Consider the following 23449-nt stretch of genomic DNA (forward strand, 5'->3'; position numbering starts at 1 on the left):
AGAACACAAGAATGGAGTTCAAGGTTGGCGCATCATTCCTTTCGCCTCACCTTCCAACGCACAACCAACTGCAGCATGATATCAAGGATCACCACAGCAGTGACAATCAGCAGTAGCAAACTGTTTTGCCCAAAATATGCCATGCAGTTGAAAAACATGTACAACGCGACAACAACTGACAGCAGTTTGCGAATGGAATTGGCAGTCCACGCCGCAGACTCCGCTTTTGCAGCTTCCATTTTACTGAGCAGCAAGGGAGCCATGAAATAGCCGAGAGTAGCATCAACGATCACAAGCAGCGCATTCCCCAGGAATACATAGGGGATGTACTGTTCCATCAGGATATATTGAGTCAGCATTTACGAACCAAGCCGCTTGATCTTCTCAAGGCTCTCGACAAGCACCTCTCTCTTGCCAGTTACCTCGACCAGCTTTTCACGTTCCTTGGCAACAATCTCAGCCGGCGCGCGGTCCACAAAACTCGGGTTTTCCAGCTTTTTGGAAAACATTTCTATCTCTTTCTCGATCTTGGCAATCTCCTTCAGCAGCCGTTTCTCTTCTTCTTCAACATTCACCAGCCCTTTGAGAGGCACGAAAATCCGGACATCCCCGGCGACCTGAATCGAGGCGTCTTCCGGCTTTTCGAGATCAATCCCTATCGCCAGGTCGGCGACTCGGGCCAGAGAGACGATTGCCCCTTCATTATGCTTCATCAGCTTCATGCTGTCAGCACTGCTGCATGAAAGAATAACCGCTATCTCCCTGGAAGGAGGGACCTCCATCTCGCCGCGAATGTTCCTGATTCCGCCGATAACGGCCATCACCTTTTCCATATTGTCGGCAGCCGTTGCAAAGGAACGCTTTTCTGAATACTCAGGATACGACGCCCGCATGATACTTGGGGAATCCTTGCTCCCCGGCAGCGTCTGCCAGATCTCTTCGGTAATGAACGGCATGAACGGGTGCAACAACCTGAGTAACTGCTCCAGAGTGCTCCAGAGTACATACTGGACAACAGCCTTCCGTCCCGGGTCACTGCCGTAAAGATCCTGCTTGGACAGTTCCAGATACCAATCACAGAACTCGCTCCAGGTGAATTGATACAGTCCCATGGCCGCCTCGTTGAACCGGTATTCGGCAAGGGCCTCGCTGGTAGTCCGGGCCGTCTCGTTCAAACGGTGGATAATCCATTTATCCGCTTCAGAAAGGAGCAGATCGTCATAGTTGACGGCATCCGGATCAAAGCCGTTCAGGTTCATCAGGGCAAAGCGGGCCGCGTTCCAGACCTTGTTGCAGAAATTGCGGTAACCTGCGATGCGCTCCTCGGCCAGCTTGATGTCGCGCCCTTGGGCAGCGAAAGCGGCAAGCGTGAAGCGGAAAGCATCGGTGCCATATTGGTCAATGATGGTAAGCGGGTCAATGACATTACCCTTGGACTTGCTCATCTTCTGCCCCTGGGCATCCCTGACCAGGGCATGGATATAAACATCGCCGAACGGCACCTCATCCATGAAATGCAGACCCATCATCATCATCCTGGCAACCCAGAAGAACAGGATATCAAACCCTGTGACCAGACAGGAGGTTGGATAGAAGCTGGCGAGCAACGGGGTCTTTTCCGGCCACCCCATGGTGGAGAACGGCCAGAGCGCCGAAGAGAACCAGGTATCAAGGACATCTGTCTCCTGGCGAATCTCGTCGCTGCCGCACTTGCAGCATTTCGTCGGATCCTCCATGGCAACGGTCACTTCGCCGCAATGGTCGCAGAACCATGCCGGGATGCGATGCCCCCACCAGATCTGGCGGGAGATGCACCAGTCGCGGATGTTCTCCATCCATTCGTAATAGGTGTTTTCCCACTGTTTCGGCACGATCTTGGTCTTGCCTTCTTTAACCGCCTTATATGCGCGCTCGGCGAGCGGACTGACCTTGACATACCACTGCAGGGACAGATAAGGTTCTACGACCGTCTTGCAGCGATAACAACCGCCAACAGCCATGGCATGATCAGCAACCTTTTCGAGCAGACCGGCCTCTTCCAGTTCGGCAACAATCCGTTTGCGCGCCTCAAAGCGGTCCATACCCTCGAACTGCCGACCAGCAGAGTTGATAATCCCGGATTCATCGAAGATATTGATCTTGTCCAGACCATGACGCAAACCGACCTCAAAATCATTGAAGTCATGGGCAGGGGTGATCTTGACCACTCCGGTGCCGAACTCCAGGTCAACGTATTCATCCGCCACAACCGGGATTTCCCGGTTTACCAGCGGCAAAATCACTGTTTTACCAATCAGGCCGCGGTATCGCTCATCATCGGGGTGAACTGCCACAGCGGTATCGCCAAGCATGGTCTCTGGGCGAGTCGTGGCCACAACCACGAATTTTCCGGGTTCGCCGGCAACCGGGTAACGGATGTGCCAGAGATGCCCCTTCTTCTCTTCATGCTCCACCTCAATATCCGAAAGCGCGGTATGGCACCTGGGGCACCAGTTGATGAGCCGATTGTCCCGATAGATCAGGCCATCTTCATACAGCTTTACAAAGACGGTACGCACGGCTTTGGACAGCCCCTCGTCCATGGTGAACCGTTCGCGCTCCCAATCACAGGAAGCGCCCAGACGTTTCAACTGCCCGATGATCTGACCGCCTGACTCGCCCTTCCACTTCCATACTCTCTCGATGAAAGCCTCACGCCCCAGATCGTGGCGGTCCTTGCCTTCCGCGGCAAGCTGGCGTTCAACGACATTCTGGGTGGCGATCCCCGCATGGTCCGTACCGGGCATCCAAAGGACGTTGTAACCCTGCATCCGCTTCCAGCGACAAAGGATATCCTGCAGGGTGTTATTCAGGGCATGCCCCATATGGAGCGCACCGGTGACATTGGGCGGAGGAATAACGATGCTGTAAGGCTTCTTATCGGAAGTCTCTGCTGCAGCAAAATACCCGCCTGATTCCCAATACCGGTACCATTTTTCCTCAACAGCCTGCGGCTCGTAAACCTTTGCCAGTTCCTTCTCTGTCATACCTTACCTCGTAACTCTGCACGATAATAAAAAAGGGGATTTGCATCCCCGTGTTCAAACAACCTTTTTCAATACTCAGGAGGGCAGCGCCTGCCCTCCTGAGCCTGGTTTCTATGAGCCGAACCCCTGCTTGATCTTTCTGATCTCTTCCCTAATAAGGTTTTCAGCAAGATCAGGCACAATCTCCCACACAATCTTTTCGATCGTTTCACGGGATATCTGGCTCAAAATGGCTCTGAGCTGCTCTTCACCAAGAGGCGCCATTTGTGGTGCAACCTCCGGAGCCGCCGAAATTTCAGGAGCACTGGTTACCGGCAACGGCTCCTCTTGGGCAGCAAGCGGCTCAAAATCGCCCTGCTCGGTAAACTGTTCCGGCTCATTGGCCAGCAAGGCCAAAGGCTCTCCCATGCCGATGGCAAAGGTCTCTCCAGGGGGTGTCGGCTCTTCATGTTGATAACTGAAGACCTCCTCTTCCAGAGGCTGCCATTGAGCTTCAAAACCTTTTTCAGCTACAGGTTCCAAGGATGCTACATTTTCTGAAGAGTCTTCAACAAAAGACTCCACGCCATAAGGATCAATAGTCTGCGGCTCTTCAATCTCTTCTTCGGCACTGGCTACAGCCTCGGTAGCCGCAGGAGGGGCAGAAGCTTCCTCCAGATCAACGAGATCGAACACACCCCAGGGATCATCTCCCGGCGCAGCTTCAACTATCTCGACTGCCAATGATGACGGTTCCTCAAAAGCGACGCTGCTGGTTTCAAACTGAACAGGCTCTACGTCGGCAAGGTTAAGGTCAAACATCTCGGGGAGAGGCTCGAAAGGTGTCTCAACTTCCTGAGCAGGCTCATCCCAAGGGCCGGCCAAGGAAGACGCGAAAAACTGCTCGTCAGTCTGGATGGCTGGTTCATCAGCCACGGCAGGAGCCGTTGCAACTCGCTGTTTGCCGATCTCCAGAAGCGCTTTGACTTTTTCCACCAACTGCTGGGATTCAAACGGCTTGGAGATAAAATCATCGGCACCGCATTCACGGGCCTTATTTTCGTCGAACGGCTCAAAGGCGCCAGTCATCAGCAACAAAGGGATATGCTTGAGCGTTGCGTCTGCTCGTACCTCCTGGCACACCTCATAACCGTTCCGGCCGGGCATCAGGGCATCTACCAGCATGGCATCAGGCATGCTCTCCCGGGCCTTGTCCAAGGCAAGAATGCCATTATCCACAACCGTCAGTTCATAATCCTCATTCGCAAAGATGATTCCTACCACCTTTTGAATGGTAATACTGTCATCAGCGAGGAGTAATTTGGTGCCCATCCATCCCTCCGGCGTTAATACGAAGTCGCATGCAATGCCTGCTTATTCATGGTCAGTTGCATGCATCTCGAAAAGAACATAAAGCACTTAAATACTGGCAATAATCGGTGAAAAGCTAACACACAAGCCCCTGGGTGTCAAGTCGATTACCTGTTATCAACGCTCCACAGTCAATGCCTGGAGCAGATCGGCAAGAGGTCGCTGCGGAGAAAGCTGAGCGGCAACGATGGTAGAGAGATTGCCCCGCAAGCGGCTCAACTCCTTGGTATGCCGGTAATCGAGCCGTGAGGTCAGCAGGACGACAAAGACGTCGGAGCTCGGGTCTAGCCAGAGAGAAGTGCCGGAATAACCGGTATGGCCGAATGATCCCTCAGAGAAGCCGGTGCCGCGTGGTGCGGAATAAGGCGAAGCAATGTCCCAACCAAGCCCGCGAACCACTGCCCCACCCCTGGCAAAATAAGGCGCCGTCATCTGTTCCACGGTGCGCGGCAAAAGGACTGTTTTTCCGCTGGACTCGCCTCGATTCAGAATCATCATGCAGAAGCGGCCAAGATCTGCGGCAGTGGAAAAAACGCCCGCGTGACCGGCAACGCCACCAAGTTTGCGGGCAAGGGAATCCTGTACCTCGCCTAAAAGAAGATTATGCTCGCCACCAAGGGTCGCGGAACAGCGCAGTGCCTGCTCCTTGCCGGGATTAAACTGGGTGTCGCGCATGTCGTTTGGGGCAAAGATGTTTAATGCCGCATACTGGTCAAGTGGCAGCGAACTGACGCGACGAACGATTTCCCCGAGAATAATGAAGTTGATATCAGCATAGCGAAACCTGTTGCCGACAAGCCCTTTTGCTTTCTGGGAGGCAGCTCCATCCAAGGCGCTCTGTATCGGATTGCTATTGGAAAGGGAAAAGTCGTCAAGGCCGGAGGTATGGGTCAGGAGATGCCAGATTAACAGGTCCTCTCTCTGGGAAAACTCAGGAATCCACTTTTTGACCGGGTCTACTAGGGAAAGACGCCCCTCTTCGGCAAGTTTCAGAATCGAGGGGGTGGTTGCCACGACCTTGGTAAGCGAGGCAATATCGAACACAGTATCAGCCGCCATTGGCCTGGAATCAGGTACCGCCGCAATACGCCCGTAAGGCTTTTCGAAGATGATCCCTTTGCCGGTGCCGACCAGGACCACCCCTCCGGCAATCAACCCTTTAGCCATGGCATCTTCCATCAGCTGATCAACCTGATCGGCATGGAACACCTGGTTGCTCAGGGCATTGCCGTTGCACGCTCCCGGAACAAGGAGGAGAATAATCGCTATGAGAATAAACCGGCATTGATTCATATCAAGATCAGCTCGCCCAACTCAAAATATCGATAGCTTGATGGCAAAGAAAAAGGGGGAAGCTCCCCCTTGTTAATTCATCCTGAACTTTACAGTCCTTAGCAGCTTGCCGTCGCTGTCCAAGGCATCTACCCTCCAGTCACCAGCCATCCCTTTTTCTACGACCCGGCTACTGTAGGTACGCCATTTTTTGCCTTTGACAGGTAGCTCCGATTCCCCTACCTTTTCGTTACCACGATACCAGACATGCTTTATGGTGGTTTCCTCTTCGTCATCGGAAACCAGCCGGGTAAAGCAGAAAAGCTGCTTAACCGATGCTGACGAAATCCGGTGAACAGAGTCAATCGGGTTGCCCCGCACAACCTTGGTGGTAACCGCCATCTCTGTTATTTTCAGCGTTGCAGCTTCGGAATCAGGCTGAAAAAGCATCAACAGGGGGAGAACCAGCGCCATCGTTGCTAAAGATATTTTTTTCATGCTGACCCGATACAAGTTCACGTTCTGTAATCCGCGTTAATCTTAACATAATCATATGAAAAGTCACTCGTGTAAACAGTGGACCGACCGTTTCCGAGCGCTAGGTCAATATTAACGGCGAATTCCGGCTTTTTCAATACCTCGGAGCCCTTTTTTTCTGCATCGCCACCGACAAACAGTCCACCGGCTACCATCTGCACGTCATCGAAGAACAGTGAAACCTGCGACTGCTCCACTGCAGCGCCGGAATAGCCGACCGCTGCCAAAATCCTACCCCAGTTGGCATCCTGACCAAAGAATGCGGTCTTGACCAGCGGCGAATTGGCAACTGCCATGGCCGCAAGCCGCGCATCGTCACCACTGGCCGCGCCGGAGACGTTGATGGTTACAAACTTGGTTGCGCCCTCGCCGTCCTTGACAATCGCCTTTGCCAGATCCAGCGCCACCTCGGATAAGAGTGCTGCGAACTGTCCGGCATCCGGCGAAGCAGCGTCAATCGGCGCATTGCCGGACATGCCATTGGCCATTATCAGCGCGGTATCGTTGGTCGACATATCATTGTCAACGGTGATGCAATTGAATGAAGAAGCAACCGCTGACTTAAAGGCATTCTTCAGAAATGTCGGCTCCACAGCAGCATCAGTGACGATGAACGATAGCATGGTAGCCATGTCAGGCCTGATCATCCCTGCACCCTTGGCCACCCCGGCAATAGTATAGGCATTGCCTCCGGCAACACCTTGCCGGGAAGAGATCTTGGGGAAAGTGTCGGTGGTCATGATCGCCCGGGCCACGTCATCAAGGGTTCCATCCGCCAACCCGCTAACCAGTGCCGGTATTGCCGCGCTTAGACGGTCCATCGGCATCTGTACCCCGATCACCCCGGTGGATGATGGTACGACATCGGCTTCAGACACCCCGGCAGCCTCAGCGACAAGCCGTGCTGTTTCTCTGGCCGCGGCCATTCCCGGCTCGCCGGTGCAGGCATTGGCATTGCCGCTGTTCACGACAACCGCACGGAGAATCCCGTCTGCCACTCTCTCCTGGCCGAGCAACACCGGAGCTGCCTTGACCTTGTTGGAGGTAAAGGTAGCCGCGCACACCGCCGGCACTTTTGATAAAATCAGAGCCAGATCCTTCCGACCCGGCTTCTTGATGGCCGCTTCAACCGTAGAAAACTTGAACCCTTTGATCTGCATCCTGTTCTCCAATGCTAAAATCTGTTCTAAAAATTGTATTAGCATAGAATCAAAGCTTTCGCCATGGTTTCCTTCCGGCCTTTCCTCTGATACTATCCTGAATATGTCAGCAACCCTGAAGCTCATCTCCGGCGGTCAGACCGGCGCCGACCGCGCCGGGCTTGACGCAGCTCTGCGCCACAACATTGCTACAGGCGGCTACTGCCCTCGCGGCAGGAGAGCGGAAGACGGAACAATCCCGCTGTGCTACCCGCTTATGGAGACCGATTCTCCTGACTATGCGGTCCGCACCCGCATGAACGTGCGGCAATCAGACGGCACCCTGATCCTGAACCTTGGAGCACTGGACGGAGGAACGAGGTTGACCGTCGAGTATGCCGCAAAGCGCAACAAGCCTTGCCTGGTGGTAAACCTTGACAGCAAAAACCACACACCGGCCCATGTGGCTGACTGGCTTGCCAAGCACAACATCTCCATGCTCAATATCGCAGGGCCGAGGGAGAGTAAGCGCCCCGGCATCTACCGCATTGCCCTGGCCTTCCTCGAGCGACTATTGAGGATACTCTCATCCCGGGCAGGGAAAGAAACGCAATTAAGAACCACAAGATACCTGAAAACCGTTTTCCCTGCTGCCCGTTATAAAGATATTTTTCTGGTTGGCGGGATTGTCCGCGACACCCTTATGGGCAAAGCCAACCAGGATATCGACATTGTCGCGGCAGTCCCTGAGGGAGAACTGCGAGATCAAGGCTTCCACTTAGTCCAAGGCAAGACCACAGCACCGATCATGTTCCGCAACGATCCGGTGTTCGGCAAGATAGAGGTGACGGTTATTCCCAGGGCTGAATTACTGGCCAGCGACCTGGCAAATCGCGACTTCACCTGTAATGCGCTGGCACTGAGCCTGGAAGGTAAGCTGATCGATCCTCTTCACGGCAAAAGGGACCTACAGAGCAAAAAACTGCGCGCCTGCACCCCTTTGGTGTTTCACAATGATCCGATCAGGATCTTTCGTGCCTTCCGTTTTGAAGCTGACGGCTGGACCATGACCCAGGCCACCGAAATCTTGATCCGGCAGTCACCCGGGCTTGCAACAATGGCAACGATCCCTGTAGAACGATTCTCTCGCGAAATGGTTAAAGCGCTCGCAGGAAACAACCCGGCACGTTTTTTCAGGCGAATGCTGGAGTCAGGAACCGGAGCATGCTACCTGCCGGAGCTGTTCAGAATGCCGCACATCCCGGCAGGACCGATCGAGCATCACCCGGAAGGCGACCTGTTCAGCCACTCCTGCCAGGTCCTAACCAGAGTATCTTCTGCCACATCAGACTCGCTGGCCCGTTTCTGCGCGTTTTTCCATGATCTGGGGAAACTCGCCACCAACCCGGAATGCTACCCGAAACACCACGGCCATGATGACGCAGGATTTGAGATGGCCACTGCTTTCTGTGACCGACTGAAGCTGCCGACAGCTTGGAAGAGAGCCCTTGCCTGGACCAACCGGCTGCACGGCAATGCCAACAACTGGGAGGAATTACGGGATAGCACCAGGATCAGAATAGCGGAACAGGCTATCAAAAGTAGGATCACAGAGATCCTGCCTTTAGTGTCGGCAGCAGACAAGCCGCGGCCTGCTGTCATGCCCGGATGGCCGGAGACCCTACGGATTGCGGAGATGACCACCGAAGAACTGGGGATCGCGCCGCTGCAACTGGAGATGATGGCAGCGAAGCACCGGGGGGAGTTTATCCTGCAGAAACGAATCGAAACCTTGCGAAGAAGTCATAAACAGTCCCGACGCTGACCGCTACCGCCAGGGTGATAGCGGCAACGGTCAGCGATCAGATATTTAGGCTGGTTATGGCTGCGCCCTTCCCACCACTTATTTCTTCATGTACTGAATCAGCTTTTTCATCTCGGCATTCGGTTCACCTTTGGTATAGAGCATCACCTTGACCGTGAGTTTAGGATCATCAAGAGCTTTTACCTTGTCATTGAGGACTGCGGAAGAAGCGATGCCAATGGCCCCCTTGTTGCCGGCCACGGCAAATATAACATCCTGGGCCGAGCGAACCATCAGGTTTTCCTTGGTAATCGGAGCACTGCCGAATACTTTGCTGCTGGCCAGTTCGGTAAGCCCTTTGGTCAGTTCACCAAGCACAACGATGGTTTCATCCTCAGCTCCGCCAACAGCCTTCCAGTTCTCGACCTTCCCTGAAAACACTGAGGTCAGCTGTTCTTTGGTCAGCTTGCTGACCGGGTTTGCCGGGTTCACGACAAAGACGACCGTATCCTCCAGCATCACGTCACCCTTGGTGGCTGCCATATCCAAAGGCACATTGACTTTCTTGGCGAACTTTCCCAGATCTTCCGGAACCAGAAAGAGGAGCATCGCATCGACCTTGCCGTTAGTAAAGTCCTTAAGGGCATTATCCGGCCCTTGGGCGAAGGCAACAACAGATATGCCGGTTTCCTTGGTGAACTTGTCCTTGACCGGGGTCAGTACCTTTTCAATGGGGGACGCGCCGCCGGCGATGCGGATTTCAGCAGAGGCTGAAGCAGCAACCATTGTCAGGATAAGAGCTAAGCAAAGAGTCAACTTTTTAAACATGGGCAAACCTCCGAAGTAAGTAGTTAGCCGGGACAATCGCACTGATTAGAACATATCCCGACATTCAGACTTTTATAATATCGGTTAGTAATGCGGGATCTTTAGCTAACACGCTAATTAACCGTCTAATTATTTAACTTTACACAGGTAAGATTGCTACGTTTATTTTGCCTGCAGCGTTAGATTCAGTTGACAGCCGACACGAACCGGGGCATTACAACGACCTAAAAAACAACCCCCAAACCACTTAAGATTTGGGGGTTGCCATTGATGCTGTTAATGCCGAATTGGGTGAGACTTTCAGTTCGGCCAAATGGGCAGTTATTTTATTTGCCGCAGCAACGTTTGTACTTCTTGCCACTGCCACACGGGCACTGATCATTCCGGCCGGCGGTCTTGTCGCTCTTTGCCGGCTGATGCTGGGCAGCCTCGGCTTCGCCCATATTGTACTGGATCTTGCGCTTCTTCTTGTGCTCTTCCTCCAGCCGCTCAACCTCTTCTTCGAGGTCCTCTTCCTTGGCCAGCTGCACCCAGAATATCTTCTCGACAACCTCTGCTCTGATCCGCACGATCATGGACATGAACAGGTTGAACGCCTCTTTCTTGTACTCGTTCTTCGGGTCTTTCTGGCCGTAACCACGGAGGCCGATCCCCTCCTTGAGGTGGTCAATGTTCAGGAGGTGGTCTTTCCACTGCTGGTCAATGGTCGAAAGCATGATCCACTTGATCAGATAATCCATGTTTTCTTCGCCGAAATGCCCCAGCTTTTTGTCAAAGATCGCCATAACCTCTTCCTTGAGCAACTTGCGGAAGTTGTCAGGGGTCAGGCGGCGGATGGTATCTTCCGGCAGCTCCAGCTCAAGCCCGAAGGTCTTGCTAAGTGTCTCGGTCAGGCTCTCCCAGTCCCACTCATGCCCCGGAACCTTGTCAATGGCGTATTCAGTGACGATATCACCAACGCTCTCGTCAAGCATCTCCAGGAAGATATTGCGGATGTCATCACCGGCAAGGATCTCCTTGCGCTGGGTGTAGATCACCTCGCGCTGCTTGTTCATAACATCATCATAGTCGATGAGGTGCTTCCGGATCTCGAAGTTGTGGGCCTCGACCTTTTTCTGGGCGTTTTCGATCGCCTTCGAGATCATGCCGTGGGTAATGGCCTCACCCTCCTCGATCTTGAGAAGATCCATGATCTTGGACACCCGCTCCGAGCCAAAGATCCTCAGCAGGTCGTCTTCCAGCGACAGATAGAACTTTGATGAACCAGGGTCACCCTGGCGACCGGAGCGACCACGGAGCTGATTGTCGATGCGGCGCGATTCGTGCCGTTCTGTGCCGAGGATATGCAGACCGCCAAGGGCAACCACTTCATCATGTTCCGCCTTGCAGACCTCGATGGCCTTCTGCAGCATCAGCTCGTACTGCTCTTCGGTGGCATCCGGGTTTTCCCGACGCCAGTTCTTGGCAAGACCGTCGGGATACCCGCCGAGAACGATATCGGTACCACGGCCGGCCATGTTGGTAGCAATGGTTACCATACCTTTACGACCGGCCTGAGCTACAATTTCTGCCTCGCGCTCATGTTGCTTGGCATTGAGCACATTGTGCGGGATCCCTTGCTTCTTGAGCAGTTCGGAAAGGACCTCTGACTTCTCGATGGAGATGGTTCCCACCAGGACCGGTTGCCCCTTGGCATGCAGTTCCTTGATCTCTTCAATCACTGCCATGAACTTCTCGCGCTCGGTCTTGTAGACCACATCCGGAAAGTCGGGGCGGAGCAGCGGCCTGTTGGTCGGTATGACAGTTACATCCAGCTTATAAATCTTGTGAAACTCTTCGGCCTCGGTATCGGCAGTGCCGGTCATACCGGAGAGTTTCTCATACATCCGGAAAAAGTTCTGGAAGGTGATAGTGGCCAGGGTCTGGTTCTCGTTTTCGATCTTGACCCCTTCTTTGGCCTCGATCGCCTGGTGCAGACCGTCAGACCAGCGGCGGCCCGGCATCAGCCGACCGGTGAACTCGTCAACGATCATGACCTCGCCGTCCTTGACCACATAATCCACATCTCTCTTGAACAGGGCGTGGGCGCGGAGCGACTGGTTGACATGGTGCAGGATTTCAATATTGCGGGGATCGTACAGGTTGTCGATCTTCATCAGCTTTTCAACCTTCAGCACCCCTTCTTCGGTGAGTGAGGCGGATTTGGCCTTCTCGTCAACGGTATAATCACCGGTGTAGGTCTTCCGCTTGCCGGAAAGGGTGTTTGCCTCGACCTCCTTGATTTCCCCCTTTTTAAGTTGGGGAATGACTCGGTCGATCAGGTAGTACTTGTCGGTAGAATCTTCAGTGGGACCGGAAATGATCAGCGGGGTCCGCGCCTCGTCGATCAGGATCGAGTCAACCTCGTCGACAATGGCATAATAGAACGGCCGCTGTACGTAATCGTCCAGGTCGAACTTCATGTTGTCGCGCAGGTAGTCAAAGCCGAATTCGTTGTTGGTACCATAGGTAATGTCGGCAGCGTACGACTCGCGGCGCTCTTCGTCGTCAAGGCCATGGACGATAATGCCGACGGAAAGCCCGAGGAAGCGATAGATCCGCCCCATCCATTCGGAGTCACGCTTTGCCAGGTAGTCGTTGACCGTTACTACGTGCACGCCCCGCCCGGTCAGACCGTTCAGGTATGCCGGGAGTGTTGCCACCAGGGTCTTACCTTCGCCGGTCTTCATCTCGGCAATCCGTCCCTGGTTGAGCACCATGCCGCCGATGAGCTGAACATCAAAGTGGCGCATGCCGAGCACCCGTTTGCCCGCCTCGCGACAGACCGCAAAAGCTTCCGGGAGGATCGAATCAAGCGTTTCACCGCGCCCCAGGCGCTCCCTGAACTCAACGGTCTTGTGCTTCAGCTGCTCGTCGGAGAGGCTCGCAATCTGTGGCTCCAATGAGTTGATCTTCTCGACAACAGGCCACATCCGCTTCAGTTCACGATCGTTTTTGCTCCCGACAAACTTCTTTATGAGTGCACCGAACATCGACAGGCTCTCCCTGATTATTCAAATTTGGAAACAGGTATAAGTACCATAAAGGGCAATTCAGCTCAATAAGAAAAGGCCCCCGAATCGAGGGCCTTTGCTGTACTGCATATCTACTGGCGCTAACAGCCGCTATTTTTTGCCAGCTGCCGGCAGGTCATGAACATCCAGGTGACAGTCGAGGCATTTCGGGAACCGCGACAGGAATGCCTTGTTGTGCGGCGCAGCGTGGCACTCGGTACACTTGGGCACATACTTGTGCTTGGTGTGATGGCAGGTGGCGCAGTTGACCTTGGCATGCTTGCTCGGGGTCTTCTGCCACTTTTCATAAACCTTCTTGTGGCACGAACCGCAGGTCACTGCCGGTGAATCCTTGGGATAGGTGATCAGTTTCGGGTTATGAACCGGGTGGCACTTGAGGCAGGTCGAGAACTCCTGGCCAGCGTGGTGCGGTTTGTGGCACATGGAACAGGCCGGGATGTAGCCGTGCGAGGTGTGGCACTTGCTGCAGGCAACCTTGCTATGCTTGCTCAGGTTCTTGGTCAGCTGCTCCTGCGGTCCGGTATGGCACTGACCGCAAGCGCCGGCAAGGCGGGCATTGGCAACCATCTTCTTGGGAGTATGGGGATTGGAATGGCAGTTGGCGCAATCGGTGATCTTCGCTCCGTGCGGCTCGTTGTGGCAGGTGGCGCACTTGGGCATCAGGCTGTCATAATTGGCCTTCTTCGGGTTATAGGCATGGAACACGGCATGGCACTGCTGGCAGTCAAAGGTGTGCTTGGCGCCGTCCTGCTTGATATCCTTGAAATAGCCGGGATGGCACTGGCCGCACTGGCTGACGGTAAGCGGCTGCAGGTCGGCCTTGTACAGCTCGGGGGCCTTGGGGATCTTGACCTTCAGTTTACCTTCGCCTGACGCGGCAACAGCCGTCGTGGCAAAGGCGCAGACCAGCGCCATGACCAACAGAATGAGATTTTTGCGTAACCCTTTCATCGCCTTCCTCCTTGAACAAATAATAAGCCGGAATAACAAACGGCAACATAAGCAGCTGTATACGGAGGTCATTACTAATCACAAATGAGAGAAATAATCAATCCAATTCTTGACCGCTTACGCCAAAAGTCTCACCGGGGTTGACAGTCGTACTTTGAGCGAGTATGAGGATGTAATGGATCAGGCAAGCAAAAAGCAGCACGACCTCCTGACCGAGCCGATACCGAAGCTGCTGATTCGGCTTGCCTTTCCAGTGGGGGTCGGATTCTTCTTCAACACCATGTTCAACGTGGTGGACACCTTTTATGCCGGTCTCATCTCCACCCAGGCCCAGGCCGCCATTTCCCTGTCGTTCCCGCTGTTTTTCCTGATGATTGCCGTGGGGAGCGGCATCTCCACGGCCTCAACCTCGCTGGTCGGCCACGCGCTGGGAGCCGGCAACAGGGAAGAAGCCGAGTTGTACGCGGCCCAGACCTTCGCCTTCGCTCTTCTGCACGGCATCCTCTTGTCAATAGTCGGTCTCGCCACGGCGCCGAAGATTGTCGCCATGCTCGGCGCAAAAGGGGAGTATCTCGAATTCGCCCTTTCCTACATCGGCGCGATCTACAGCGGGGCCGCCTTCTTTATCCTCAATCAGGCCCAGAACGGCATCCTCAGCTCCTCCGGCGACACCAAAAGCTTCCGTAACTTCCTGATCACGGCCTTTCTGCTCAACCTGATCTACGACCCCTGGTTCATCTACGGCGGCCTCGGCCTCCCACCGCTCGGCATCTCCGGCATTGCCTGGGCCACGGTCTGCATCCAGGCAGTCGGCAGCCTCTACCTGTTTCGCAAGGTCCACGCAACCGGCCTGATCTCATGGCGCACCAGGCGCCTTGCTCTCCCCTCTTTCATAGCGTTCCGCCACCTGGCAGCCCTCGGTTTCCCGGCAAGCCTGACCATGCTGACCGTGGCCATCGGCGTGTTCGTTATTACCTGGTTTGTCGGCAGGTACGGTTCCGAAGCTGTTGCGGCATACGGCATCGCCACCCGGATCGAGCAGGTGCTGCTCCTGCCGGTCATGGGGTTAAATGTGGCCACCCTGGCCCTGATCTCCCAGAACAGCGGGGCGCTCCGCTTCGACCGGGTAAAGGAAACCGTGAAATGCGCCCTGAGCCGCGGGCTGATGCTAGTATCTCTAGGTTCGGCTGCGGTTTTTGCCGGGGCCGGAGCCTTGATGGCCCTTTTTTCCAAAGACCCAATGGTGACCGGTACCGGCGCCGTTTATCTGAGGTTTGCCGCCTTTGTCTTCCCGGCCTATGTGGTGCTCTACATCAATTCCTTTGCCCTGCAGGGAATCAGAAGGCCCCAGATCTCGCTGGCACTAGGCGTTTATCGGCAGTTCATCGCGCCGCTGCCGATCTTCTGGCTGCTCTCGAATCATCTGGGGTGGGGGTTGAAAGGGGTCTGGAGTGGGATAGTCCTGATAAACTGGTCGGCAGCGTTGATCTCGCTGGTGGTGATCCGCAAGGTATTCAAAGGTCTGGGAAAGGTTTAGGGATCAGCGCAGCCCCAGGCGGCTGAAAACCACCCCGGCATACCTATTGAGCAGATGGTCACGATGCAGGAATGAGAAAACCGGCGGTTTGCGGGAACCGACCTCCTCAAGCAGGGCGCTGAGTTCTTCATTGACCCCGCAAGCGGCACCCTGGCGCAACGCTTCCAGAGCGCCATCCTTGTCCCGGCAAAGCAGGCAGATTTTTGCCAGGTTCAGGAAGTGGAGCGGATTCCCCGGATCTTCATCCAGCGCCTCGCGACAGAGGATCTTCCCCCGTGCCGTCTGCCCCCGCTCCTTGGCGATGCAGTAGCCGAGATAGGACATGCACTCCGGAGTCCCCCCGCCGGCATTCACCGCCTTTTCGAAATGCACCAGGGCACTCAGGGCATCCCCCTGGCCCAGCTTCAGTACACCGCGGTTAAGGTACTGTTCAATCTCCTGGGTTGCCATCACATTGCCTTGATCTGGTTGAAGGAATTGATCGACTTGGAGAAGACATCGTTGACCGTCTCCTGGTCAACACCGATCGCCTGCAGCAGCTCCGGGTCGAGACCTGATTCGGAGCCGGCCTGTACCACCTGGTCGGCAAGCTGGATCAGTGCGATCATCGGGTTGACGATGCCACCGAAGTTTCGTTTATGGTGATAGCGGATCAGGTTCTGGATCGATTCCGGATAGTTCCATTTCCTGGCAATCAGCGAACCGATCTCGGCATGCCGCGAGTTAAGCAGATCCTCCAGCAGCAACTGCTCGATCTCGAAATCCTTGGCAACACTCAGGATCACGGTTTTGCCGAGATCCAGCAGCAAGCCGCCCAGAAACGCCTCCTCTGGATCAAGCCGGCAATGACGCGCCAGGCCGCTGGCGACAAAGGCGGTCTTCAGGGCATCATCCAGGATCTGCTGCAGCTTTTCCTGGGGAATATCCTTGTTCTGCAACGAGTTGATCTGAATGCCGGTGACGATATTCATGATCTCGCGCATGCCGAGCCGGACAATGGCATAATGAATCGAGTCCACCTCTCCTGAAGCGGCATAGAGGGCAGAGTTGGCGATTTTCAGGATGCGGGAGATCAGGACCTGGTCGGTCATGATCAGCTTGGCCATGTCCTGAAAAGTGGTCTTCTCGTCCTCCATGAGCGAAATCAGCTGCATCAGCATGCCGGGGAGCACCGGGAGCTGAAAATCCTCCTGGTACAGGCGCTGGTTGATCGCCTCGACCGCCTCATCCCGCTGCCGGGAATCCCGGTTCATCTCATCGAAGATCCGCACCGCATCGAAGATAATCCGTCCGGTTTCCAGCCGTACCGGGCCGTTGGCCACGATTTCCGGAAGTGGCGAAGTCACGGCTACCGAACCGTTTTTGCTGATAAACACCTCGATCAGGATCTTCTCCACCAGCTCCCCAAGGTGCTCAGCCAGTTCAGCCGCAGGGATCAGCCCGTTTTCCACCAGATAACGGGTGAAGGACAGCCCGGAATTTCTGCTTTCGGTCAGCGCCTGGAAGACCTTGACTTCACTCATGGCACCGCACTTGACCAGGTACTCACCCAGGCGATACCCCTTTTTCTGCGATGACACGAACACGATCTTGCCGTTTTCCATGCAGAGGTTCATGTCATTGCCGTTTTCAAGGGTGACATTCACTACACAGGAGAGACGGTTCATGTCGATCCACTGCAGCACATCCGGGATCGGCATAAAATTCAGATCGACATTGAAAAGCACTGCCATGAGCTTCACCTTCTGTTTGTTATCGCCACCTTTGTAATCTGTTCGGCCTCAGCAACAAAAAGTTAAGCGCTCTTAAAACGGCTCGTCGCTATTGTCGCTCCCCGGGCCATGAGCACCCTGCGGTCAGGATTACCGGCCAGGTGCAACAGGATCCGGAAAACAGTCTCAGTCTCTCCTTCATCCCCCACGGCCCCGGCCAGCTCAAGCGCAGTAAACTCGACTCCCGGCTGGGAGCTGAGCCGCGCCATAATCTTCGCCTGCAGGGCAAGCACCGCGGTGGCCGCCTTTTTCCCCGCTTCCACCCCTGGCTGATGATAGGCATTGATCCCGACCAGCGCTGCGTAGAAGCCGACAGCCCGTTCGTACAGGGCGATCAGGGTGCCGATGCTTGCCGCATCGAGCCGTTCGATGGTAATGGTCAGCGATTCCCGCCCTTTCCCGGCCAACGCCTTGCGCGTTCCCTGCAGGAATCCGGCAAGATAATCGCCGCTGGTAACACCGGGCTCAACCTCCAGCGACTTTCCGGGCCGGTCCTGCAACACCTCGATAAAGGTTACGAAAAAGTTGTTGATCCCTTCGCGGAGCTGCTGCACATAGGCGTGCTGGTCAGTGGCCCCTTTGTTGCCATAAACCGAGATGCCCTGGTTGACCACCGTGCCGGTCAGGTCGAGTTCCTTGCCGATCGACTCCATGATCAGCTGCTGCAGATAGCGGGAGAACAGCAGCAGCCGGTCCTTGTACGGCAACACCACCATATCCTTTTCGCCGCGGCCGTTAGTGGCGTAATGCCACATCAGCGCCAGCAGTGCCGCCGGATTGCTCCGGGTCTCCCGGCGTCGGGTCAGTTCGTCGCAAACCTGCGCCCCTTTGAGCAGAGCGTCGATATCAATCCCCTGCAACGCCGCCGGAAGCAGGCCGACCGCCGAGGTGACCGAGGTGCGGCCACCAACCCAGTCCCACATCGGAAAGCGCGCCAGCCACCCCCCGGCGACAGCGGCCTTGTCTAGCTCACTCCCGGCACCGGTCACAGCCACCGCATATTTCGCAAACTCCAGCCCTGCGGCGTCGAACGCGGCCTGGGCTTCCACCATGCCATTCCTGGTCTCCTTGGTGCCGCCGCTTTTGGAGATGACCACCACCAGGGTTTCAGCCAGCGCCGGACCGATCTCGGCCAGCACCTTGTCCATGCCGTCCGGATCGGTATTGTCGAAGAAATAGGGCTTTAACCGGTCACTGGCTCCCCCCAGGGCATCGGCCACAAACTGCGGCCCCAAGGCGGAACCGCCGATACCGATCACCAGGAGCCGGGTGAAGCCGCTCCTCCCCGGAGGGGCAATCTCACCGGCATGAATAGCAGCGCTAAACTCCTTGACCGCCCGGACGCTGAACTCGATCTCGGCAGCAATGCCGCTATCCGGCGCCAGCCCCGGATTCCTGAGCCAGTAATGGCCGACCATCCGGTTCTCGTCCGGGTTGGCGATCGCCCCACTCTCCAGCGCCGTCATGGCGTTGAACGCCTCCTGCATGGCAGGTTCCATCGTTGCGAAAAAATCGTCGTTAAAAGCCATCCCGCTGACATCGATCAGCATTCCGGCTTCAGGACAATCACACAGATATTTCTGATATCGTTCCCAGTTAGCTGACATGACCCCTCCGTTGTTATCTTCGTAGCAAATTGTAACTATTGTCAGGCAAGCTGCGCCTCAGGAACAGGATGCTGTCAACTGCAGCAGATCACTCCCTGGCTGACAATGTCCGCCATCAGCCGGAACTCCCCTGCCAGGTCCACAACCCGCACATATTCGGCAAGCCCGGCATCGTCGGGGAGCAGGTCGGCCAGACGGTTGGGGAGCTGCGACAGCAGCCGTTCATTGGTCAGGCACCCCTTTTCCTCTGGATACACGGCAACATAGAAGATCCCCGACTCCACCAGGTCCTGGAAAAAGTGCGAGCCGAAAGAAAGCTCCGGTGCCAGGCTTCCCAAGGAAAATGCCTGTTCGGCAAGGGCCGCCATCCGGTCAATCTCGGCAAAGCGCACCGGCACCCCCATCTCCGGCGTAGTGGTGCCGAGTCGACCGGGAGCCATCAGCAGCGTCGGCAGCTCCTCGCGCGACGGGATCAACCGGTTGAGACGCCCTACGATCCGGGCGATTTCATAGCGCTCGTTCAACGGCAAGGCCAGGAAGGCGCCGCTGGGGATATGGATCACCCTTCGGATCGGCATATGGATGCTGCCACCCAGGAAATGCCCCTGGGAGCGGAAAAGCACGGCATCTTCCGGCAGGTCGCCGGGAATCTCGACCCTTTGAACCTGCACTCCCCTAGTCTGCAGCGGCCGGCACTGGACCAGGTTCAGCCTCAGCCCGCCGCTCGACGACGAGGTAGCGGTAAACTCGACGTCCACCGGGTAATTATAGGCCCGTTCCAGGGTGGCCAGGAGCCGCCCCATGACCTCCGGGAAATCCTGGCCGCTAAGAAGCCGGTCAAAGGTCAGCCCTTTTTCGACTCCTCTCCCCCCGCGCCGCGGCAGCGTGGTGCCGTATGACCGGTACACCTCCGGCAGCTCCACCCCTTCGGCCAGCAACGTGGAGATCGGCATGGTGCGGCACTCGTTCTCCTCGATGTCCAGCAGGTCGATCTGCCGCTGGCAGAACCGCTGGCCGCTCTCAGGAGTGCCGAACGGAACCATGGTCGGATGATCCAGCGAGACAATCCGGGTATAATCGCCTGCTACCCGCGCCGTGGCACGGGTTCCCAGGCCGAATACCAGCCGCAGCATCCCGGCATGAGGATCTACCGACTCATCCCAGACAAAGGTATTGTAAGAAAGGCCGACCCCGGCAATCTCAGGGAAGAAATAGCGGCCATGGTAGGCACCGGCAACCCGCTGTACCAGAAGCGCCATCTGCTCCTCCTGGCGGTCCAGCCCCCGCTGCAGCCGATACTGCAGGGCATCTTCGCTCATGGTGCTGGCATAGGCCAGCCGTACCGCCTCTTCGAACTGGCAGTAACGCTCCTCCGGGGTCCCCTGGTTGACACAGAAGAAGCTGCCATACTTGCCGGCAAAGGCATTGCCGAAACCGTCTTCCTGCAGGCTGCTGAGCCGCACAATGATCGGGTACTGGCCGAAGTACTCCAGCAGCTTCTGAAACTCCTCGCAGATCCCGGCCGGGAAAGAGCCGAGCAGCAAAAGCTTGCGGAGCTTGGCCGCCCCTTCCAGGTAGCCCTCCGGACTCTTGTGCTCCATGAACACCTTCCACCAGCCGTTATGCACCAGATAGGTGTGAAACAGGTCCGAGCCGATGAAGAACGAATCATGGGGTTCAAGCACGCCGCTCCAGTCAAAATCCTGGTCCCGCTCCAAGATGGCCCTGGCAACAACCATCCCAGCGGCCTTGCCGCCGATGTAGCCGGTGCCGATCATCCGTTCCTTGATCCAGAGAAAGTCCTCCAGCGTTACATGGCGCCGCGCCAGCGCCAGCATCCGCTTATCCGAGCCGAACAGTAGTCGGCAGAGATTGTCCACCATTGCCTGACGGCTCCGGTCGCTCCCCTTGCCGCGAGCCAGCTTCCTGGCCTTCATGAACAGCCATTCCCAATGATCGATATGCGGCACCGCTTTTTCCGTCCTGGTGCCATGCAGCCCGATAAACAGCGTGGAAGCGTCGCAGCTCGCCTTGACCGGCTCGAAGCGGTCGCCCTGATGACGGTGCGGCAGGAACATGGTCGGGGAAGAACGGCGCCAGACCTTGAGCGGATGCAGGATCGACTCCCCCTCAAAACTGTGCAGGTCGAGCAGCAGCTGGGTGGTGGAGCGGATCCGGGCAATGGTCGAAAAAGGGTGAGTCCCCCGGATCAGGGGGAAGTAGGCGATGGTGTCCAGCTCAAACAGGTAGGGACAGGTCACTGAGAAGAAATTGCCGATCATGGCATCGGTGGCCCAGGCGTCAAGCAGGCTTGACAGGCAGTCGAAAAGGTAAAATGCCTCCCGCCCCTCCTGACCGATGATCTCGTGGAGCTTGACGGTAAACGATTCAAAACCACGCAGGGCATCGAGGTTGTGGACCGTAACTTGTGGCAAGTTTTCCACCAGCGGCTCGTGGCCGGCAAAGCGGATATACACGACCCGCCGGCCGGCAGCAAGTGCAGATGCCACAAACGGCCGGACATAGGCATGGAAGTCTTCGATCCGGTCAACGCGCCAGACTACGTTATCCCCGAGCCGCAGTCCGCCGAGGATCGAGTCGAGACCGGGCAGACCGGTGGTGACGAATCCGGCAGGCTTATCCTGATCCGGCGCGTCCGGGCTTACCGGCTCAGGCTCGAACCGCTCCTCCCGGTAACAGGCCAGCTCCTGGCTGACAATATCGGCCAACAGGGTAAACCGTTCCGGCAAGTCCACAATGCGGATCACCTCGGCAAAGCGGGCATCGTCGGGCAGCAGCTCTTCCAGGCGATTCGGCAGCGCTGCCAGCAGTCCGTCGTTCAGGAAGCACCCTTTCCGCTCCGGGTGCAGGGCCACATAAAATATCCCCGACTCCACCAGATCCTGGAAGAAATGGGAACCGAACGACAGCTCCGGCATCAGGCCGCCTGCGGAAAAGGCAACTTCCGCCAGCACGCTCACTGAATTGAACTCGGCGAACCGCACCGGAACCCCGAGCGACGGGGTGGTAGTCCCCCATCTCCCCGGCCCCATCAGCAGCGTCGGCAGCTCTTCCCGCGACGGGATCATCCGGTTGAGGCGGCCAATGATCCGTGCCAGCTCGTATTTGTCGGACAGGGTCAGGGAGGTGTACCGTTCCGGATCGACCGAGATCACCCGCTGCAACGGCTGGACAATGCTCCCGCCCATGAAGCTCCCCCGCGACCGGAACAGCGAATCCTCATCGGGTCTGAGCGGTATCTCCACCCGCATCGACTGCACGCCGCGGGTCTGAAGCGGCCGGCACTGGACGATATTGATTGCCAGGTTGCGTTCATCAATGAAATTGCCGGTAAACTCCACATCCACCGGATAGCCGTAGGTCTTTTCCAGGGTAGCCAGCAACCGGCGCATGGTCTCGCTAAAGCCGGTCCGGGTCAGGAGCCGCTCAAAGGTCACGATCAGGCCGGAAACGTCCCGGTTACCGAACAGCTCCAGCGGCAGCCGGTGTTCCTGGCCAAGGAGCTCCCGCAGGGAGATGGTGCGGATGTCATTTGCCGCAATATCCAGCAGGTCCACATCCCGCTGGGTAAAACGCCGCAGGTCATCCTGGTCACCCATCGGCAGCAGCATCGGCTGGTCCAGGGAGACGATCCGCGGATAGTCCCCCTCCACGCGGTCAACCGCCCTGGTGCCCAGCCCGACGACCATCCGGAGCATCCCGGCAGTCGGGTCGATGGATGGGTGCCAGACAAAGGTGTTATAGGAGATGCCAACCCCGGCAAAGGCCGGGAAGAAATAGTCCCCCTGCCGCCTGCCGGACACGCGCTGCACCAGGATTGCCATCCGCTCTTCCCGGCTGGCAAGACCGCGCCGCAAACGGTACTGCAGCGCCTCCTCGCTCATGGTGCTGAGGTAAATCCGCCGCACCGCTGCCTCGAACTGCAGCAAGCGCTGTTCCAGGGGACCCTGGTTGACGCAGAAGAAACTGTCGTACTTGCCGGCAAAGGCGTTGCCGAAGCCGTCTTCCATAAGGCTTGAGGAACGGGCAATGATCGGGAACTGGCCGTAATGGTCCAGCATCCTGCGGAACTCGGCGCGGATCGTTGGTGGGAATTCCCCTTCCGGGAACAGGTCGCGCAGCCGGGCAGCGCCGCTCAGATAGCCGGCCTCGCTCCGCTGCTCGCGCATGATATCGAGCCAACCGTTGTGCTCGATAAAGGCGTCAAAGACATCGGTGCCGACGAAAAAAGAGTCGTGCGGCTCCAGCATCTGCTCCCAGCCGCCGTCCCGGTCAGCCCGGAGGATGGCCCGGCTCAGCAGCATGCCGACCGCCTTGCCGCCGATGAAGCCGCTGCCGATGATACGCGCCTTGATTGCCTGCAAATCGTCGAGAGAGAAATAACGGCGGACCAGGGCCAGCATCCGCTCTTCGCGCCCCATGAACTGGGCGCAGAGGTCATCTTTGGTAGGATTGGCAGAGGTATCGGATTTCACGGAAGCTCTTTCAAATTTTCATTATTGGAGCGCAGATCAAGCGACAGAAGGATTTC

15 protein-coding genes are annotated in these 23449 nt (G+C 56.5%); 2 read left to right on the forward strand and 13 right to left on the reverse strand.

Translation table 11 applies throughout. The annotated features are described in order from the left end of the window. Positions 1-32 precede the first annotated feature (32 nt). From KI809_RS03165 to argJ, 6 genes are all read right to left on the reverse strand, one after another. A complete protein-coding gene (locus tag KI809_RS03165) occupies positions 33-359 on the reverse strand; it encodes a hypothetical protein (RefSeq protein WP_214170045.1) in 327 nt (108 codons plus the stop codon). Continuing rightward, entirely contained in the window at positions 360-3026 is a 2667-nt protein-coding gene (locus tag KI809_RS03170; protein ID WP_214170046.1) for a valine--tRNA ligase, read from the reverse strand. 111 nt (positions 3027-3137) lie between these two features. After that, entirely contained in the window at positions 3138-4337 is a 1200-nt protein-coding gene (locus KI809_RS03175) for a response regulator transcription factor (RefSeq protein ID WP_214170047.1), read from the reverse strand. 156 nt (positions 4338-4493) lie between these two features. Further along, positions 4494-5669, reverse strand: a complete 1176-nt coding sequence (locus tag KI809_RS03180; RefSeq protein WP_214170048.1) for a serine hydrolase domain-containing protein — start codon at positions 5667-5669, stop codon at positions 4494-4496. A gap of 72 nt (positions 5670-5741) precedes the next feature. Further along, entirely contained in the window at positions 5742-6146 is a 405-nt protein-coding gene (locus KI809_RS03185; RefSeq protein ID WP_214170049.1) for a DUF2914 domain-containing protein, read from the reverse strand. Positions 6147-6163: 17 nt separating this feature from the next. Next, a complete protein-coding gene (gene argJ, locus KI809_RS03190) occupies positions 6164-7345 on the reverse strand; it encodes a bifunctional glutamate N-acetyltransferase/amino-acid acetyltransferase ArgJ (RefSeq protein WP_214170050.1) in 1182 nt (393 codons plus the stop codon). A gap of 103 nt (positions 7346-7448) precedes the next feature. Between argJ and KI809_RS03195 the strand changes: the two genes are divergently transcribed. After that, positions 7449-9149: a YpsA SLOG family protein gene (locus tag KI809_RS03195; protein WP_281416760.1), complete on the forward strand. Its 1701-nt coding sequence runs from the start codon at positions 7449-7451 to the stop codon at positions 9147-9149. Between the two features lie 78 nt (positions 9150-9227). Here KI809_RS03195 and KI809_RS03200 read toward each other — a convergent pair whose 3' ends face one another. From KI809_RS03200 to KI809_RS03210, 3 genes are all read right to left on the reverse strand, one after another. Beyond that, complete coding sequence (locus KI809_RS03200; protein ID WP_214170051.1) at positions 9228-9956, reverse strand: substrate-binding domain-containing protein; 729 nt, start codon at positions 9954-9956, stop codon at positions 9228-9230. 326 nt (positions 9957-10282) lie between these two features. Then, positions 10283-12988 (reverse strand): preprotein translocase subunit SecA, encoded by a 2706-nt coding sequence (gene secA / locus KI809_RS03205; RefSeq protein ID WP_214170052.1) that lies wholly within the window; start codon positions 12986-12988, stop codon positions 10283-10285. Between the two features lie 132 nt (positions 12989-13120). Continuing rightward, positions 13121-13981: a cytochrome C gene (locus KI809_RS03210; protein WP_214170053.1), complete on the reverse strand. Its 861-nt coding sequence runs from the start codon at positions 13979-13981 to the stop codon at positions 13121-13123. 175 nt (positions 13982-14156) lie between these two features. On the opposite strand from KI809_RS03210, the gene KI809_RS03215 reads away from it, so the two are divergent. Continuing rightward, complete coding sequence (locus tag KI809_RS03215; RefSeq protein WP_214170054.1) at positions 14157-15518, forward strand: MATE family efflux transporter; 1362 nt, start codon at positions 14157-14159, stop codon at positions 15516-15518. A 3-nt stretch (positions 15519-15521) separates the two neighbouring features. Here the strand turns inward: KI809_RS03215 and KI809_RS03220 are convergent, their stop codons facing one another. The 4 genes from KI809_RS03220 to KI809_RS03235 all read right to left on the reverse strand — a co-directional run bounded on the left by KI809_RS03220 (position 15522) and on the right by KI809_RS03235 (position 23393). After that, complete coding sequence (locus tag KI809_RS03220; protein WP_214170055.1) at positions 15522-15968, reverse strand: hypothetical protein; 447 nt, start codon at positions 15966-15968, stop codon at positions 15522-15524. Continuing rightward, on the reverse strand, positions 15968-17251 hold the full coding sequence (locus tag KI809_RS03225; protein ID WP_214170056.1) for an HDOD domain-containing protein: 1284 nt from the start codon (positions 17249-17251) through the stop codon (positions 15968-15970). Before KI809_RS03225 ends, KI809_RS03220 begins: the two co-directional genes overlap by 1 nt. Before the next feature lie 62 nt (positions 17252-17313). Then, on the reverse strand, positions 17314-18897 hold the full coding sequence (locus tag KI809_RS03230) for a glucose-6-phosphate isomerase (protein WP_214170057.1): 1584 nt from the start codon (positions 18895-18897) through the stop codon (positions 17314-17316). A gap of 74 nt (positions 18898-18971) precedes the next feature. Continuing rightward, complete coding sequence (locus KI809_RS03235; protein WP_214170058.1) at positions 18972-23393, reverse strand: PEP/pyruvate-binding domain-containing protein; 4422 nt, start codon at positions 23391-23393, stop codon at positions 18972-18974. Positions 23394-23449: the final 56 nt, after the last annotated feature.

This window comes from Geoanaerobacter pelophilus (assembly GCF_018476885.1).
In the GTDB taxonomy this organism is placed as follows: Bacteria; Desulfobacterota; Desulfuromonadia; order Geobacterales; family DSM-12255; genus Geoanaerobacter; species Geoanaerobacter pelophilus.

What these genes read in the sequence shown, in the direction of transcription:
- KI809_RS03185 (WP_214170049.1), bottom strand. Translation starts at nt 6,146, where the DNA reads ATGAAAAAAATATCTTTAGCAACGATGGCGCTGGTTCTCCCCCTGTTG.
- KI809_RS03200 (WP_214170051.1), bottom strand. Translation starts at nt 9,956, where the DNA reads ATGTTTAAAAAGTTGACTCTTTGCTTAGCTCTTATCCTGACAATGGTT.
- argJ (WP_214170050.1), bottom strand. Translation starts at nt 7,345, where the DNA reads ATGCAGATCAAAGGGTTCAAGTTTTCTACGGTTGAAGCGGCCATCAAG.
- KI809_RS03180 (WP_214170048.1), bottom strand. Translation starts at nt 5,669, where the DNA reads ATGAATCAATGCCGGTTTATTCTCATAGCGATTATTCTCCTCCTTGTT.
- KI809_RS03230 (WP_214170057.1), bottom strand. Translation starts at nt 18,897, where the DNA reads ATGTCAGCTAACTGGGAACGATATCAGAAATATCTGTGTGATTGTCCT.
- KI809_RS03165 (WP_214170045.1), bottom strand. Translation starts at nt 359, where the DNA reads ATGCTGACTCAATATATCCTGATGGAACAGTACATCCCCTATGTATTC.
- KI809_RS03225 (WP_214170056.1), bottom strand. Translation starts at nt 17,251, where the DNA reads ATGGCAGTGCTTTTCAATGTCGATCTGAATTTTATGCCGATCCCGGAT.
- KI809_RS03170 (WP_214170046.1), bottom strand. Translation starts at nt 3,026, where the DNA reads ATGACAGAGAAGGAACTGGCAAAGGTTTACGAGCCGCAGGCTGTTGAG.
- KI809_RS03175 (WP_214170047.1), bottom strand. Translation starts at nt 4,337, where the DNA reads ATGGGCACCAAATTACTCCTCGCTGATGACAGTATTACCATTCAAAAG.
- KI809_RS03210 (WP_214170053.1), bottom strand. Translation starts at nt 13,981, where the DNA reads ATGAAAGGGTTACGCAAAAATCTCATTCTGTTGGTCATGGCGCTGGTC.
- secA (WP_214170052.1), bottom strand. Translation starts at nt 12,988, where the DNA reads ATGTTCGGTGCACTCATAAAGAAGTTTGTCGGGAGCAAAAACGATCGT.
- KI809_RS03220 (WP_214170055.1), bottom strand. Translation starts at nt 15,968, where the DNA reads ATGGCAACCCAGGAGATTGAACAGTACCTTAACCGCGGTGTACTGAAG.
- KI809_RS03195 (WP_281416760.1), top strand. Translation starts at nt 7,449, where the DNA reads ATGTCAGCAACCCTGAAGCTCATCTCCGGCGGTCAGACCGGCGCCGAC.
- KI809_RS03215 (WP_214170054.1), top strand. Translation starts at nt 14,157, where the DNA reads ATGGATCAGGCAAGCAAAAAGCAGCACGACCTCCTGACCGAGCCGATA.